This window comes from Vasconcelosia minhoensis LEGE 07310, from assembly GCF_015207255.1.
Classification (GTDB): domain Bacteria; phylum Cyanobacteriota; class Cyanobacteriia; order Phormidesmidales; family Phormidesmidaceae; genus Vasconcelosia; species Vasconcelosia minhoensis.
The window spans coordinates 1-15,623 of the sequence record NZ_JADEXG010000023.1; the positions used below are offsets into that span (position 1 = coordinate 1).

Genomic DNA, 15,623 nt, shown 5'->3' on the forward strand with positions numbered 1-15,623 from the left:
GGGGATGTACCGACTCAAAACCGTTTTCACAGGTGAGGTGTGTGCCAGAAAGATAGCAGCTCAAACCACCGAGTTGATGATTGAATGTAAGGCGCTCAACCGGATGACGCAGCTCGGAATGCCTGATAGCTACCGCGTTGCAGCCTAGAAAACGACCGAGATGGGAAACCCCTGTCCCTTTCTCAATTCATGCAACAAAGCCGTTCGCTCTATTACCTTTACGCCTGACGGGAAAACCGTGGTGAGCGGCGGAGACGATCAGCTGCTCAAACTGTGGGACGTGCAAACGGGACAGTGCCGTCGCCAGCTACATAACCCCGATGGCACTGTTTGGGCCGTCACCGTGAGCCCTAATGGCGAAACTATTGCTATGACAGATGGCACCATTAAGCTCTGGCATCTCCTCACCGACGAATATCTTCCATTAGTAGATTATCTGGACTGGACCACTACGGTTCGCTTCAGTCCCGATGACCAGCTGCTTGCGGCGAGCTGTAATGACGGTACGATTAAGCTGTGGAACGTTCACACCCGCCAATGTTTCCATACCTTGTCTGCTCATCAGGCTCGGCCCTTAATATTTCTGCGCTTTAGCCCAGACGGACAAAGCCTGACCAGCGGTGCTATGGACAAACAGGTGAAGTGGTGGAATGTAAATACGGGGAAACTTGTGCGATCGCAGGTGCATCAGGGCTGGGTCTGGTGGGTTGATTGCAGCCCTGATGGGCAGATGGTCGCAAGCTGTAGCGCTGACCAAACGATTAAGCTGTGGGACTATCACACGGGTCAGTTAATCAAAACGTTTCAGGGCCATGAGTACGGGGTGCGAATTGTCTTATTTGGCTCAAATCATACTTTGGTCAGCAGTGACGAAGGCCAAACGATGAAGCTGTGGGATATTCCAACCGGGAGATGTCTGAAGACCTGGCGAGGATATGGCGGTAATATTTGGGCAATTGCTTTTAGCCCCGATGGTCGAACGTTGATTAGCAGTGGAGAAGAGCAAACGGCAAAGCTATGGGATGTGCAGACGGAGCGGTGCCTCAAGCTTTTGCGTGGGCATAGAGTGTGGGTGCGCTCGGTGGATTTTAGCCCAGATGGTGAAACTGTAGTTACCTGTGGTGTAGACTGCGTCGTCAAAATCTGGCAGGCTGCAACGGGTGAATGTTTGCGAACGATTCAGGGGCATACGAGCTTTGTCTGGTCAGTAGACTATAGCCCCGATAGCCGAACGATCGCGACCTGTAGCGTGGACTATACCGTACGGCTGTGGGACGTTGATACTGGATCATGCTTGAATATCTTAAATCACGGTAGTCCGGTGATTACCGTGATCTACAGTCCCAACGGTCAAACCCTAGCGAGCTATGGTGTTGATCAGAGCATTAAACTATGGAATGCCGCTACTGGCGACTGCCTCCAGTCTTTGCAAACCCATGGCGAATGGCATTTCTCAGCTACGTTTGATTGGGGCGGCGCGATCGCCTTTCATCCCAATGGGCAAACGCTCGCAAGCAACTGTGATACCGGCTAAATTCAGCTTTGGACTGTAGCCGATGGACAGCCGCTGCGAAAGTTTCAGGCCCACAGTAGCCCGGTAGTCGCGATCGCTTATAGCCAGATGGGCGACGATGGGTTACGGCTGGACTAGATCAGGCTATTAAAGTGTGGGATAGCGAAACAGGCGACTGTCTTGGCGTATTGCAGGGCCATGCTCAGTGGATCTATACTCTGACCTTCACCTATCTTCAGATAGAGAATTCATCAGAGAGTAAACTCGTGTTGGCCAGCAGCGGCGACGATCGCACCATTCGCTTCTGGGACATTGAAACGGGTAAATGCCTTAAAACTTTAAGGAGTGAACGCCCCTATGGAAGGCATGGACATCACGAATGCAAGAGGCTTGTCGGCGCTTCAAGTTTCTACACTTAAAGCATTAGGAGCAGTTGAGCATACCCCTTGAAGTTCAGCTTAGCAAGAAGGACAAATCATAAAGCCGGATGAGACTTTTAGCTCGTTTCCCCGCTTGGAAACGGCAAATTTGATCCTGCGAGAAATGGGACCAGCCGATGCAGAGGCGATATTTCGGATTTTCGCGGACGATCAGGTGACGCAGTATACCGACATGGATTCTGCCACTCAGCTGAGCCAGGTGGAATGGCTGATTCAGCGTCGGACTGAGCTGTTTCGGCAAAAAAAGCGGATCCGCTGGGGGATTGCCCGCAAGCAAGACAATGTCATCATTGGCTCCTGCGGCTACACCCAGTGGCATCAGCAGTCTCGCCGGGCTGAAATTGGCTATGAGCTAGCCAGGGCCTACTGGCACCAGGGGATCATGACCGAAGCCGCAAAAGCGGTGATTGACTTTGGCTTTCAGGCGATGGAGTTGAATCGAATTGAAGCCATGGTGATGCTAGAGAATCAGGCGTCGATGAAGCTGAACGAACCTGTCAGATTTTCCTTACGCAAAACCTGTTCTAGCGAGTCTTTGCCTTTCATACTTCGATTAGCTGTAAGCAGAGCCATCTGGCCTTCCTGGGCAATTTTCCAAACAGCGCGATCGCTAATATCGACTGATAAATTCATGTCTATGAAGGTTACAAACCGAATCGGTAGCAGCTCCAACCAACCTTGGTTAGCAATAGTACCCAATAAAATTTCTGCATGTCCCTCCAGATTGTGATCAACGAGAAGGATCATGCTTCTAATTCATGTTTGGCCTTTTGATCTTGGAGTTTTGCCCAAAGTAATTCTCGTCCTGGCATAGGTGGCATCGTTGCAATACGGGCAAAGTGCTCTCGATTACGCTCTTCCCAATACTGCTGACTTTCCTTAGCCTGCCTCAGAACAGTCTGATAGTCTGCCTCCACTTCAGTGCGATGAGTCTCAATGTAGGCAAGCGCTGCACTAATTTGTTCATCAGTGAGGTTAAAAAGTGCCTGAATAAACTTTGCCGGATATTGGGACACCACATAATCCATCACATCATAAAGCGTGATGCGTGTACCCGAAATGGTTAATCCCCGCTCTGTACGGATAATAGTCGTCTTCCCATTGGACATTGAAGTCGTCATGATATACAGTCTCCAAAACCTTAGAACTATTCTAACCAGCGAAAGGCGCGGCGTAGCTCAGCGGTTCCATTATTTTCGTACCAGCGACCGTGAGCCAAGATAACTTTTTCAGGGTTCCACTGAAGCATTTGTTTCAAACAGCTTTGGGACCGACGCTTTTGTCCCCAGAACGTCATTCGCAAATCTAGCGGGGCTTTGCCATCGGGGTCGGCACTCCCTGCTAGCTTCAGCAGCCAGCGAAACCACCTGCTCACCTTGTCGGGTTCAAAGTTTTCAATCAGGTCGGCAAGAATAAGAGTGGCACTTTTACGATGGAAAAAGACAACTTCATCCATGAAACGGCTGCCGCGAAAGATCAGCTGATCTAGGTCTGCGGCCCACTGAGACGGTGGGTTGTCTTCTAAATCAGCATCGAAGCTCACAGCGATCTTTTGCTGTGCTGAGCGATCGCGCACACCTGGTGAAGCCCATGCCATCGCTTCTGGATAAGCCCTGGCCCAGGTACCGATATGAGCATAGTGAATTTTGTTGGGCGAAATCAGGTAACGGAGCGGGCCAAGCGAATTAATTTGAGCTTTCAATTCTGGGGTCAGTTCTGTTGGTGAGTGGCACCATAGCTCGCCGCTGCTCAGGCGCACTATGGTCATGCGAGTTGGAAAAGGAATCTCTGTCCCATACATGGCCATAGAGACGATTGGGCCATCGACAATCCAGATATCTTCATCTACCGGCTTGAGGGTATTGATGGGTTCGTATAGCGCGATCGCAGCGTTACTCATAGCTCTATGTCTAGGTAATAGCCCGCTCCCACAATATTAGCGTCAGACCTTAGGAGCTGGGCCAATCTAACGTCCGATATAGATACTACCTCGTCATAAAGGTTTACATTGAATTTCAGTCGTATCTTTGGCAGGGCAGATATCTCAATCAAATGAGCTAGAGGCGAAGGAAGCCACATTATTTGATCGCACCTTTCGCGACAGTGAAGGCAATATCGTGATTGCCCAACCGCCTAACCTGCCGGTTTTAGTTGGAGTCGCGGCGACCTTCCTACAGTTTGTCCTCCCAAGTGGCAACATCCAGACCGCAGCGGGTTTAATTGCATTCGGTGCTTTATTCACCTGGGCCTGGCAGGAGCTGTTTGAGGGAGTCAACTACTTCCGTCGATCGCTGGGCCTAATTGGGCTGATGAGCCTGATCGGGTTGGGGCTTGTTTTCGTGAAGTAAATGGGTTTAATTGTTTCCAACTAGGCGTTGCTTAGTTTTGATTTTTAAATTATTTGAAATTATCGAAAAAACTTACTGTTCGACTGCTTTCTCGGAAACAATTTTTGAACGTTTTGTTACTTCAACACATTTTAGTCCCCAGTCTTCAAGCGATTCCAATGTTGGCTTCAGTAATTCGCCTAAATCTGTCAATGAATACTCGACTTTTGGCGGTATCTCGGGATAAACTTTTCGATTGATTACTCCATCGCCTTCTAACTCCCTTAACTGTCTTGTCAGAATTCGCTGCGACAGTTCAGGGAACGTACGCTTAAGCTGGTTAAATCTCTTAGGCCCATCAAGCAAGTGATAAAGAATCACGCCTTTCCATTTATCTGAAATTGCATCTAAGGCTGCTTCAACGTAGCAGCCTTTCGTTCCATCGTAAGATACGTGTCTCATCGGCCTCATCATTGACTCCTTTCTGAAATAGCGGTTAGTGACATATTTGTTACTAACGCACAAAAATATCCGTTCTTACATAATTCTAACTAATTTTGCATAATCGGAATGTAATTTGAGGCATGGATCAGCAAATGAAAATTTTTCTAACAGGGACATCCGGTTATATCGGTGGTTCAATTGCTGCTGCATTGGTGGCTTCTGAACATACAGTATCAGGCCTATGTCGTTCAGCAGAAAAGGCTAAGTTACTGAAGCAACGGGGAATTGAGCCTGTTATTGGGACTCTGAGCGATGAGAAGCTACTCTTTGAAGCCGCTAAATCAGCAGATGCCGTTGTAAATGCCGCAGATGCTGATGATCCCTTTGCCGCTGAGATATTGCTTCAGGCACTTGAAGGTTCAGAAAAAAAACTGATTCACACCAGTGGATCGAGTATCGTTGGCGATCGAGCGGCGGGTGAATATAGTTCTCGTACTTTTCAGGAAGATATTCCACGCCCAATTCGATTTGAAAAAATTGGGCGGGTGGCAGTTGATACCCACGTAATCGAAGGGGTTAATCGGGGTGTTCACTCTGTGGTTATGTGTCCCTGCCTTATCTACGGATATGGAGCGGGATTGCATAGAGAAAGTATTCAGGTTCCTTGGATGATTGCAGTTGCCAAGAAATATCAACAAGCGAGGTACATTGGCAAAGGAGAAAACATCTGGTCAACCGTTCATATTGATGATCTCGTAAATGCTTACCTGCTTGCACTTGAGAAAGCGCCTGCAGAATCATTCTTTTTTCTAGAAAACGGTGAAGCCAGCCTCAAAGCGTTATCTGAGACAATCCATCGTGAACTTAATTTTAATGGCACACCACAAACCTGGACGATTGAGGAAGCGGTTCAAGAATGGGGGCAAGAGGCAGCACATTTCGCTTTTGGTTCCAACAGCCGCGTTCGTTCAGATAAGGCTAAAAATTTGCTTAGATGGATACCCAATCACCCATCAGTGATTGATTGGTTGAAGAAGACACTGAATTTATAGAAGGTATGGCTTACAATCTAGCAGGTTTTAGAAAGTAAGCAATTCGCTCGATGCCTGTTTGGATTTTTTCCTCACTGAGTTCGCTGTAGCTGAAGATAAATTCGTGCCCTTCGCCTCCAGCCAGATAGTGAGACTGCGCTGAGATCAGGCCCACACCAGCCTGGGCGGCGCGGGCAATCAGCTCTGCATCCTGTAGCTCGGTTTGGAAGCGCACCATCAGATGCAGGCCGGCGTTTTCACCCAGGATAGTGACGCGATCGCAAAAAACTTCCTTTAGCGCCGCAACCAAGGTCTGACGTCGCTGATCATAGCGCGATCGCATTCGCCGAATATGCCGCTCCAGATGTCCCTCGGCGATGAAATCTGCCAGCACTGCCTGCTCTAGCGCCGGCGTCTGCCGATCGGCTAGCCATTTGGCTCGGCTGAAAACCTCTACCAGAGCAAGCGGCAGCACGATATAGCCAATCCGCAGCGCTGGAAACAACACCTTTGAGAAGGTGCCCATATACAGCACCGACTGGCCCAGTCCTAAGCCTTGTAATGCCGGAATAGGCCGTCCCTCATAGCGATATTCGCTGTCATAGTCGTCTTCTACAATCAGGCTGCCCGTCCGCTCTGCCCAAGCCAGGAGAGCTAGCCGACGGGCCAAAGACAGCACGGCTCCGGTCGGAAACTGGTGGGAGGGCGTGACGTAGACCAGCCGGACCGCTTCTGAAACTTCTTCCAGATGACTCACTTGAAAACCTGCCCCATCGACTGTAATGGGTAGCAGCCGAGCTCCCTGAGATTCAAAAATGCGGCGGGCGCTGAGATAGCCCGGATCTTCAAAGGCGACCCGCTCCCCTGGTTCCAGCAGCAGCCGAGCTGTCAGATAAATGGCCTGCTGCGTCCCGTTGGTAATCAGGATTTGCTCGGGATTGCAGTGAACAGCGCGAGCTTGGGAGAGGTAATGCGCGATCGCGCTTCTCAGCGGTCCATACCCCATCGGGTCGGCGGCATAGTCCAACCAGTCATGATGGCGGCAATGGAGAGATAGCAGCTTGCGCCACTGCTCCAGGGGAAACTGGTCGAGGGCCGGACGGCCATAGCGAAAGCTAATTTCAGCTGCTGGCTCGGCTGTAGCCGGATGGGCCAGATCGGCCAGGCTTGCGCCGTAGGAAGATAGTTGAATGGAAGTAGGGGCGGGCTTGGAAGCTGTCGGGACGGACTGCGATCGCAGTAAATCATCCGGCAGCTGGTCACACACGTAGGTGCCTGAACCGACTACCGTTTGCAGATAGCCCTCGCTCAGCAGCTGCTCGTAGCTCTGAGTCACGGTGGAGCGGGCAATGCTCAACGCTTTTGCTAGGGCGCGGGTAGACGGCAGCCGCTGTTGGGGGGCCAGACGTCCCGTCAGAATGGCCTGCCGCAGGGCATCGTAGAGCTGTCGGTGGAGGGAAGTTGAGCTGTGGGGGGTGAGCGCGATCGCAAATTCCATCGGCCAGTGGGGGCAAAGTGGACTGGCAGAGTTAATTAAAATTGGCTCTTGCAGGAGTCCATTGTTAAGCCTATGCTAAGCGAATAGAGGTTCTTCTGTCCAAGCTTTATCAATTCCAATGGTGACCCAAATATCCATTCAATTTAGAGCTGCCTATGCACAAGAAGGTGTTCTCGTTGCGGAACATTTCTATCGCATGTGGCGAGACATTGGCGTTGCTGAAAAAGATATTCAGCCGGACTGGCAGAAGATTACACAAGCGTTTATGCAGCAGGCTCGTCAAGGCTTGGGCTATCAGGCGTTTGTCGCAGAGGTCGAAGGCGCAGTCGTCGGCTCAGCCAGCTGTCAGCTCTACGCCGGGCTCTATCCCGCAATTCTATCGGAACAGTATCGAAAGTATGGCTACATCTGGGGCGTCTATGTCGAACCTGCCGATCGAAAACGGGGCATTGCCACTCGGCTCACTCAGATGAGCGTGGATTACTTGAAGTCGCTTGGCTGCACGCGAGTTTTGTTGAATGCGGCTCCCAAAGGACGTTCGGTCTATCAAAATTTGGGATTCGCTGATGGCAATACGATGGGGTTAGACCTTTAGGAGAATATTATGGTTGCCGCTGCTCCCGCTATTTTTTTGCCTGAAACTCAGGATGTGAGAGCTTTTCTAACCGCTTCTGAGATTGTTGATTTCGAACATCCGGCGATCCAGACGGTTTCTAAGACATTTCATGAGCGTTCTCAAACTGAAGTAAAACGAGCCCAGGTTATTTATGACTGGGTGCGCGATCGCATTCCCCATTCTTTTGACATCGAAGGCAAAATTGTGACTTGCAAAGCTTCGGAAGTCCTCCAGCATAGGGAAGGCATTTGCTTTGCTAAAGCTCATCTGCTAGCAGCCCTGCTCCGCAGTGTTGGCATACCTGCGGGCTTTTGCTATCAGCGACTGGTTTTTGACGATGCCCAGCCCGGCTATCTGACCCTGCATGGTCTAAACGCCGTTTATCTACGAGACTTGCAGCGCTGGATCCGGCTAGACGCTCGTGGCAACAAACCGGGTGTTCAGTCAGAGTTCAATCCACCGAAAGAACAGCTGGCCTATCCCGTCCGGCCAGAACTACGCGAATTGGACTATCCCACTATCTACGCTCAGCCTAGCGCCAGCGTCGTCAGGTCATTACAAACTAGCCCAACCCCGAGCCAGCTTGCAGCCCACCTGCCAGTTGAACTGCCCTAACCTATTCAAAAAGCGAATCCCATGAATCAGATTAACCCACAAGCTCAACCAGAGCCTCCCCACTCAGAGCCCCTGCTCAAAACGTCGCGCAGCAAGGTCAGACGAGTTCCCAAGCGGGGCCATTATGACCGTCAGCAGGTCTATCAGATTCTTGATGAAGGACTGGTTTGTCACGTTGGCTTTGTTGTAGACGGTCAGCCCTTCGTGATTCCCACCGCCTATGGTCGGGTCGAAGACCAGTTCTATATTCATGGCTCTCCGGCCAGCCGGATGCTCAGAAATTTGCAGCAGGGCATTCCGGTTTGCATCACCGTTACCCTGATAGATGGGCTGGTGCTGGCCCGTTCGGCCTTTCACCATTCGATGAACTACCGCTCGGTGGTCCTGTTTGGCACGGCGACGCCGGTACTGGAGCCCGACTTGAAACTGGCAGCCCTCAAAGCCTTTACCGAAAATATCATCCCTGGCCGATGGAATGATATCCGGCTACCCAGTCGCCAAGAAATGGCGGCGACTCTGGTGCTGGCTCTACCCATTGCAGAAGCCTCAGCCAAGGTTCGCACTGGCCCGCCCAAAGATGATGAGGCGGACTATGCCCTACCGATTTGGGCCGGAGAAATCCCCCTGAGACATAGCCCGGCCCCAGCTATTCCAGACCCTGTACTGTCCGACGACATCGCAATACCAGCATACGTGGCTGGCTATAACCCGGTCGGGGACGCGATGTGATTTAAACAACTTGACTCTGGTATGGTAAAGCAATACCTAATTTTAGATTGGGCTTTAGCTTGAGTTTGAGCAGCCCATGACGCTGTAGCGTTCTGTGACGTTATCTAGGATCTGAGCCCGTGTCTGCTGAAGCTCCTCAAGAAGATTCGCTTTCTGTCTGCCACCTCGCCTACTTACAGATTCAGCGCTGCTGGCGGCGGACAGTCAGGCAGCTGGGATTAGGGTTGGCGGCTTTGGGACTGATTTTAGGTCTAACCGGGCATTCAACGGAACCGGCGATCGCGGCGGAAGCGCAGTCTTCTGCATCGGCTCAAACTGCACAGCTGTCTCCTCAGACTGCATCGGGGGCAGAGTCGCCGCAGGTCGCCAGGCAGGGTTTAGGAGCGCACCCACATTTGCTGCGATCGCGCATGACCCAGCATCAGCTGACCACCGCTCGCCTATCCCCGACCCCAGTAGAGCCGCGGCTCTCTGCCCAGGCTGAGATGGAAACCGACGATAGCCAGTCGTAATTTGCGTGGCGAGTTGTCGGGTCAAGCGGTCATAACATGGGGCCGGCCTGATTGTTCTCGGTTTCCTTCGCCTTATACAATAGGAGGCTGCACGCATATTTGACGGGTATCCCCATGACCGCTTCGATTCGCTTTTTGATGTGTTCTCCCCACCACTACGAGGTGGACTATGTGATCAACCCGTGGATGAAGGGCAACGTGCATCGGTCTTCGCGGGAAACGGCGCAGACCCAGTGGCAGGCCCTTTATCAGCTAATTACTGAACGCGCCCAGGTCGATCTGATTAAGCCCCAGCCCGGCTGGCCCGATTTGGTCTTTACCGCCAACGCCGGTTTGGTTTTAGGCAAAAAGGTCGTCCTTAGCCGCTTTTTACACCCCGAGCGTCAGGGCGAAGAGCCTTTTTTTAAAGAATGGTTTGAGCAGCAGGGCTATACCGTCTACGAGCTGCCGCCAGAGCTGCCCTTTGAAGGCGCTGGGGATGCGCTGCTCAGCCGGGAGGGCAATCTGCTCTGGGCCGGCTATGGCTTTCGCACCGAGCTCGATACCCATGCCTACGTGGCAAAGTGGCTCGATATCGAAGTCCTATCGCTGCGGCTGATGGATGAACGTTTCTATCACCTCGATACCTGCTTCTGCCCGCTCACCGATGGCTATCTGCTCTACTATCCGCCTGCCTTCGATGCCTACTCTAACCGGCTGATTGAACTGCGAGTTCCGGCGGAAAAGCGGATTGCGGTAGAGGAAAAAGACGCGGCTAACTTCGCCTGCAATGCGGTCAATATCGACCGCACCATCGTGATGAATACGATCAGCGCCGAGCTGCGGCAGCGGCTAAATCAGGTCGGGTTTGAGGTAGTGGAGACGCCGCTAACTGAGTTTTTGAAGGCGGGCGGGGCGGCTAAATGTCTGACCCTGCGGGTGACTGAGCCGCTGCGGCCAGACCTGCACGCGGAGACCAAGCTGGAGAGCGCTACCATCCAGATGCAGGGCCACTTGCTCGATTCTGGGCTGGTCAACCGGGCGCTGGATCTGATTGTCGAAGGCGGCGGCAGCTTCCAGGTGCTGAAGTTTGACCTGGGCGAACAGCGCCAGAGCCTTTCCTCGGCTGAGATTAGGGTGTCTGCCCCCGACCATGCCGTGATGGAAGCGCTGATGGGGCAGCTGATCGACCTGGGCGCGATCGCGTTCACCCCCGCTGCCGCAGACGCCCACCTGGAGACCATCCAGAAAGCAGGCGTCGTTCCCGACGATTTCTACAGCACGACAATTTACCCGACTGAAGTTCAGGTCAATGGGGCATGGGTGCGGGTGCAGGGCCAGCGGATGGACGGCGTGGTCGTCGTCAACCCAGCTCAACCGGCGGCCAACTGCCGACTGCTGCGCGATGTGCAGGCTGGGGAGCAGGTCGTGGTCGGCTTCGAGGGCATTCGTACGGTGCGTAAGCCGGCCAGCCGCGATCGCAAAACCGAAGAGTTCAGCTTCATGGGGGCGGGCGTTTCCAGCGAGCGCCGGGTGGAGCTCGTGGTCGAGCAGGTGGCTTGGGAAATGCGCAAGCTGCGCGACCAGGGCGGTAAAGTTGTCGTCGTCGCCGGTCCGGTAGTCGTCCACACCGGCGGCGTCGAGCACCTCGGCCAGCTGATCCGCGAAGGCTATGTGCAGGCGCTGCTGGGGGGGAACGCGATCGCGGTGCACGACATTGAGCAGGCCCTGATGGGCACCTCCCTCGGCGTTGATATGAACCGGGGCGTCTCGGTGCGGGGCGGCCACCGCCATCACCTGCGGGCGATTAATACCATTCGCCGCTGTGGCAGCATTGCCCAAGCGGTTGAGCAGGGCGTGCTGCAGCGCGGCATTATGTACGAGTGCGTCCGCCACCAGGTGCCCTATTCCCTAGCCGGGTCGATTCGCGATGACGGGCCGCTGCCCGACACCGAGATGGATTTGCTTAAGGCCCAGGCTGACTATTCCCGGCTGGTCCAGGATGCTGACATGATCCTGATGCTCTCGACGATGCTGCATTCCATCGGCGTCGGCAATATGACGCCTGCCGGGGTGAAGATGGTCTGCGTTGATATCAACCCGGCGGTGGTGACCAAGCTTAGCGATCGCGGCTCGATCGAATCGACTGGCGTCGTGACGGATGTCGGACTGTTTCTGAGCCTGCTCGTAAAACAGCTGGAGCGGCTGACTCAGGTCTATGCCGTTGGCTAGCGCCGGGGGCAAATCCTTAGGAAGGGTGTTAGGAAAGCTAGATCGGGAGGGTCTGCATCTGTATGATACTATGAACGGCTATTTTCGCAGCTTGGCCCACAGCTTGGCTAGCAGTCTGGCCAATATTCTGGTCTGCAGATTGTAGGGAGTCTAGTTTGAATCAGTATCGTCGGTGGTTTCTCCTAGTAGCGGCCTCAGGGCTGCTGCTGAATGCGGTACGAGCGGTGGCACGTCCGCTGACGGTCCGGGTCGAACGCTGGCTGGAGCTTCAGCGGATGACTGGTAGCGTCCAGTTTATTAACAGCGGTGGGCAAAACCGCCCGGCCACGCTCGGGACTCGACTCCAGTCGGTGGGCGAGGGCGTACAAACCGGAACGCGGTCATCGGCGGTGCTGGCAGTCGATACGCAGATCGGTTTTGTCTTGGTCGAGCAGAATACGGCGCTGCGCATCGTTCAGATGCGGACGACCAGCAGTGGCGGTCGCATCACTCGGCTGAGCGTCGATCGGGGGCAGGCCCGGCTCCGGGTGCGCCCTTTCAATAATCCCGACAGTCAGCTCGAAATCATTACCCCAGCGGGCGTCAGCGGCGTCCGGGGGACCGAATTTGGCGTATCGGTGCAGCCCAACGGCAAAACCGGGGTTGCCACCCTAGAAGGGCGGGTCGTCGCCAGTGCTCAAGGCGAATCGATAGCGCTGACCGATGCGACTCAAAGCCTGATTATTCCGGGTGAGGCACCGCTGCCTCCGAGTCCGCTGACCGATGACCCTAGCCTCGTGATTGCAGTGCTCAGGATTGGGCCGCGCACCGACGGCGATCGCATCGTTCAACTGGTTGGTCAGACCGACCCGGTCAACCTGCTGGTTGTCAACGGCGAAATTCAGCCCACTGACCGGGCGGGCGCATTTGACCTGCGCCTGCAAATTTCGGGTCGGCGGCTACGGGCTAACGTCATTACTCCTTTGGGCACAGAGGAAGCGTATGATTTGGTGGCTCGGTGAAAAAATGAAGTCGCTCCATCGGCTGCTGCCGCTCCTACCAGGGCTCATGGTCAGCCTGGTCGTGGTGAGCCTGCTCAAGGCAGGGGCCTGGAAGCCGCTGGAAAATTTCATTGATATTCGACTGGCCCGCCTGCGGCTGGCGACTGCCTGGGATAACCGCATTCTCATCGTCGGGATCGATGACCAAACGCTGCGGCAGCTGGGTCGCTTTCCGCTGCCGCGAGCCTACTATACGCGCCTATTAGAAAAGCTCACTGCGGCAGACACCAGCGTTGTCGCCTTTGATCTGCTCCTATCTGAGCCGACCGAGGAGGATGCGGCCCTGGCCTTTGCGATGTCTTTGCAGGGCCGCGTGGTGCTGGGCCAGACCTGGGGCAGCGACGGTTTACCGATCGTGCCAACGCCCGTGCTGCTGGAGCAGGCGATCGCGGTGGGCCATCTGCGCCAGCTGGTCGATCCCGACGGCATCACCCGCCATGTTGAAATTATGGTGGCCGATGTGCCCGCCTTTGGCGTTGCGGTAGCTCAGGCTTACAGTCTGGTGAATCAGCTCGTTCCAATTCCTCAGGAGTCAGAGCTGATGCGGATCAGCTGGCCCGGGCCGGTGGCGACCCTGGACTATGTCAGCCTAATCGATGTGCTCGAAGAACGGGTCCCGCCCGAGCGGTTTCAGGACAAAATCGTCTTAGTCGGCTCGACGGCGACGACCGGGCTGAATCAGCTGCGCACCCCGTTTAATCCCCAGCCGGTATCAGGGGTATACCTCCACGCCGCCGTGCTGCACAACCTGCTCCAGCAAAGCTGGTTCCACAGCTATAGCGAAAATGGATTGGCGATCGCGCTGCTGCTAATCGGGCCACCGCTGGGATGGATGTTATACCGTCGCCGCCTAACCACCCAGCTCGCCTGTTGCTTAGGGCTCTCAATATCCTGGACTGGGGGCTGCCTGCTGGCGCTGTTCTATAGCTATAACCTGCCCTTAGTTGCCCCGCTACTGCTGGTTGGGCTAACGGAGGGTACCGTTGCCCTGCTCGATCGGCTGCGGTCGTCCGCGCTACTCCAAGCCCGCAGTGAGTTTCTCGACACCATGAGTCATGAAATGCGGACGCCGCTGAATGCCATCATTGGCCTGTCAGAGATGCTGCAAGAGACGCCGCTTTTACCCAAGCAGCGCGAATATGCTGAAACCGTCCACAACAGCAGCCAGACGCTGCTGGCGCTGATCAACGATGTTCTAGACTTTTCTAAAATTGAGTCCGGCAGGCTGGACTTAGAGCGACAGCCGATCGACCTGCGCAGCTGTATTGAGCGTAGCTTCGACATCATCGCCCCCCGCACTGCGGCCAAGTCGCTCGAACTGGCCTATGTGATGATGCCGTCAGTTCCCCCAATGGTGATTGGCGACCCAACTCGAATTCAGCAAATTTTGCTGAATCTGCTGAGTAATGCCGTCAAATTTACCGCGGCGGGCGAAGTCACCCTGCAGGTGAAAGCAGCTCGACTCGACCCGACGGCGCCGACCCGGCTGCCGCTACCGTTGCCGCTACGGCGGATTGCCGCTATCGCCCGGCTGTACGGTGGCGACAGTCCCTACGAAATTCAGTTTGCCGTACGCGATTCGGGAATTGGAATTGCGCCCGAGCAAATGGATAAACTGTTTAGGCCCTTTAGCCAGGTGAGCGCTTCGACCACGCGACAGTACGGCGGCACGGGGCTAGGACTGGCAATCTGTAAGCGGCTGACGGAACGCATGGGCGGTCGGCTCTGGGTTGAAAGCCAGGTCGGTCAGGGCAGCTGCTTTTACTTTACGATTCAGACCATGCCCGCTGCGACGCCCGCTCCGGCTAATTCACTCGCCGCCTGGGCCGGCCGCCAGCTGCTGCTGATAGACGGCTGTGAAACCCGCTATGCTAGCTTTTCGTGGCAGCTCCAGACGTTTAATATTCGTCTGTTTAGGACACGTACCCTATCCGCTGCGATCGCGCTAATTCAGCAGGGACTCAGCCTAGACGGCGTCATTTTGGATGTGGCAGTCCCTAAAACAAACCTTGCTAGTGCGATTGCGACCCTGCGGCAGATTGCCAGTCAGCCGCAGCTGCCGGTGATTCTGCTGGCTCCGCTCAACGCTGGACCCTATCCAGACCTATCTGCTAAAACAGCAGTCCTTTGGAAGCCGGTGAAACAAGTCGCCCTCTATCAGACGCTGCTCCAGTTTGACCAGGCTGCCAATGAACCGGGGCTAGCTCCGGTCGTTCGGGATACCCTAGCGGTGCCGGTGCCAACTGATTCTGATTGCCTGATTCTGATTGCTGAGGACAATCGGGTGAATCAGCGGGTAGCGCTGCGAATGCTTGAGCGGTCAGGCTATACCGCCGATATTGCGGCAACGGGGCGCGAAGTCCTAGCTGCCGTGCGACAACAGCCCTATGAGGTGATCCTGATGGATATGCGGATGCCAGATATGGATGGCCTAGAAGCCACCCGCCGCATTCGCCAGATGAATCTATCCCGACAGCCCTGGATTATCGCGATGACGGCCAATACGATGGCCGAAGATCGGCAGCGCTGTATGGCTGTCGGCATGAACGAGTATGTCAGTAAACCTGTGCATCGAGAAGCGCTGCTGCGGGCGTTAGAAAGCCGCCCGCCGGCTCGTCCTAGCCTATGAGCGGAAGTCATGAGCGGG

At 54.5% G+C, this 15,623-nt stretch carries 15 protein-coding genes and 2 pseudogenes; 12 read left to right on the forward strand and 5 right to left on the reverse strand.

Going from position 1 to position 15,623, the window contains the following annotated elements; translation table 11 throughout:
- Nucleotides 1-160: 160 nt before the first annotated feature.
- The 3 genes and pseudogenes from IQ241_RS11255 to IQ241_RS26495 all read left to right on the forward strand — a co-directional run.
- The gene (locus IQ241_RS11255) at nt 161-1,534 is read left to right on the forward strand and encodes a WD40 repeat domain-containing protein (RefSeq protein ID WP_193907098.1); all 1,374 of its coding nucleotides are present in this window, start codon (nt 161-163) and stop codon (nt 1,532-1,534) included.
- Between the two features lie 131 nt (nt 1,535-1,665).
- Entirely contained in the window at nt 1,666-1,932 is a 267-nt protein-coding gene (locus tag IQ241_RS26490; RefSeq protein WP_193907100.1) for a WD40 repeat domain-containing protein, read from the forward strand.
- Nucleotides 1,933-2,056: 124 nt separating this feature from the next.
- Nucleotides 2,057-2,386, forward strand: a pseudogene (locus IQ241_RS26495) (GNAT family N-acetyltransferase); the annotation flags it as partial.
- A 44-nt stretch (nt 2,387-2,430) separates the two neighbouring features.
- Here IQ241_RS26495 and IQ241_RS26500 read toward each other — a convergent pair.
- The 3 genes and pseudogenes from IQ241_RS26500 to IQ241_RS11275 form a co-directional block, all read right to left on the reverse strand.
- A pseudogene (locus IQ241_RS26500) lies at nt 2,431-2,700 on the reverse strand (ACP S-malonyltransferase); the annotation flags it as partial.
- A complete protein-coding gene (locus IQ241_RS11270; RefSeq protein ID WP_193907104.1) occupies nt 2,697-3,074 on the reverse strand; it encodes a DUF433 domain-containing protein in 378 nt (125 codons plus the stop codon). The gene IQ241_RS11270 and the pseudogene IQ241_RS26500, both read right to left, overlap by 4 nt.
- Before the next feature lie 26 nt (nt 3,075-3,100).
- On the reverse strand, nt 3,101-3,853 hold the full coding sequence (locus tag IQ241_RS11275) for a DUF4336 domain-containing protein (protein ID WP_193907106.1): 753 nt from the start codon (nt 3,851-3,853) through the stop codon (nt 3,101-3,103).
- 127 nt (nt 3,854-3,980) lie between these two features.
- Here IQ241_RS11275 and IQ241_RS11280 point away from each other — a divergent pair, with 127 nt between their 5' ends.
- The gene (locus tag IQ241_RS11280; RefSeq protein ID WP_193907108.1) at nt 3,981-4,301 is read left to right on the forward strand and encodes a hypothetical protein; all 321 of its coding nucleotides are present in this window, start codon (nt 3,981-3,983) and stop codon (nt 4,299-4,301) included.
- 72 nt (nt 4,302-4,373) lie between these two features.
- Here the strand turns inward: IQ241_RS11280 and IQ241_RS11285 are convergent, their stop codons facing one another.
- The gene (locus IQ241_RS11285) at nt 4,374-4,742 is read right to left on the reverse strand and encodes a winged helix-turn-helix transcriptional regulator (protein ID WP_193907110.1); all 369 of its coding nucleotides are present in this window, start codon (nt 4,740-4,742) and stop codon (nt 4,374-4,376) included.
- 122 nt (nt 4,743-4,864) lie between these two features.
- Between IQ241_RS11285 and IQ241_RS11290 the strand changes: the two genes are divergently transcribed.
- Nucleotides 4,865-5,776, forward strand: a complete 912-nt coding sequence (locus tag IQ241_RS11290) for an NAD-dependent epimerase/dehydratase family protein (protein WP_193907112.1) — start codon at nt 4,865-4,867, stop codon at nt 5,774-5,776.
- A gap of 10 nt (nt 5,777-5,786) precedes the next feature.
- Here the strand turns inward: IQ241_RS11290 and pdxR are convergent, their stop codons facing one another.
- A complete protein-coding gene (gene pdxR / locus IQ241_RS11295) occupies nt 5,787-7,253 on the reverse strand; it encodes a MocR-like pyridoxine biosynthesis transcription factor PdxR (RefSeq protein WP_193907114.1) in 1,467 nt (488 codons plus the stop codon).
- A gap of 196 nt (nt 7,254-7,449) precedes the next feature.
- On the opposite strand from pdxR, the gene IQ241_RS11300 reads away from it, so the two are divergent.
- The 7 genes from IQ241_RS11300 (at nt 7,450) to IQ241_RS11330 (ending at nt 15,605) form a co-directional block, all read left to right on the forward strand.
- Complete coding sequence (locus IQ241_RS11300; RefSeq protein ID WP_228021605.1) at nt 7,450-7,848, forward strand: GNAT family N-acetyltransferase; 399 nt, start codon at nt 7,450-7,452, stop codon at nt 7,846-7,848.
- A 9-nt stretch (nt 7,849-7,857) separates the two neighbouring features.
- Entirely contained in the window at nt 7,858-8,484 is a 627-nt protein-coding gene (locus tag IQ241_RS11305; RefSeq protein ID WP_193907118.1) for a transglutaminase-like domain-containing protein, read from the forward strand.
- 21 nt (nt 8,485-8,505) lie between these two features.
- Entirely contained in the window at nt 8,506-9,213 is a 708-nt protein-coding gene (locus tag IQ241_RS11310) for a pyridoxamine 5'-phosphate oxidase family protein (protein WP_193907120.1), read from the forward strand.
- A gap of 119 nt (nt 9,214-9,332) precedes the next feature.
- Entirely contained in the window at nt 9,333-9,725 is a 393-nt protein-coding gene (locus IQ241_RS11315) for a hypothetical protein (RefSeq protein WP_193907122.1), read from the forward strand.
- A gap of 114 nt (nt 9,726-9,839) precedes the next feature.
- Nucleotides 9,840-11,936 (forward strand): bifunctional arginine dihydrolase/ornithine cyclodeaminase, encoded by a 2,097-nt coding sequence (gene argZ / locus IQ241_RS11320; protein WP_193907124.1) that lies wholly within the window; start codon nt 9,840-9,842, stop codon nt 11,934-11,936.
- 155 nt (nt 11,937-12,091) lie between these two features.
- Nucleotides 12,092-12,937 (forward strand): FecR family protein, encoded by an 846-nt coding sequence (locus IQ241_RS11325; protein ID WP_228021606.1) that lies wholly within the window; start codon nt 12,092-12,094, stop codon nt 12,935-12,937.
- The gene (locus IQ241_RS11330; protein ID WP_193907126.1) at nt 12,918-15,605 is read left to right on the forward strand and encodes a CHASE2 domain-containing protein; all 2,688 of its coding nucleotides are present in this window, start codon (nt 12,918-12,920) and stop codon (nt 15,603-15,605) included. The genes IQ241_RS11325 and IQ241_RS11330 overlap by 20 nt, the downstream gene beginning before the upstream one ends.
- Nucleotides 15,606-15,623 lie beyond the last annotated feature (18 nt).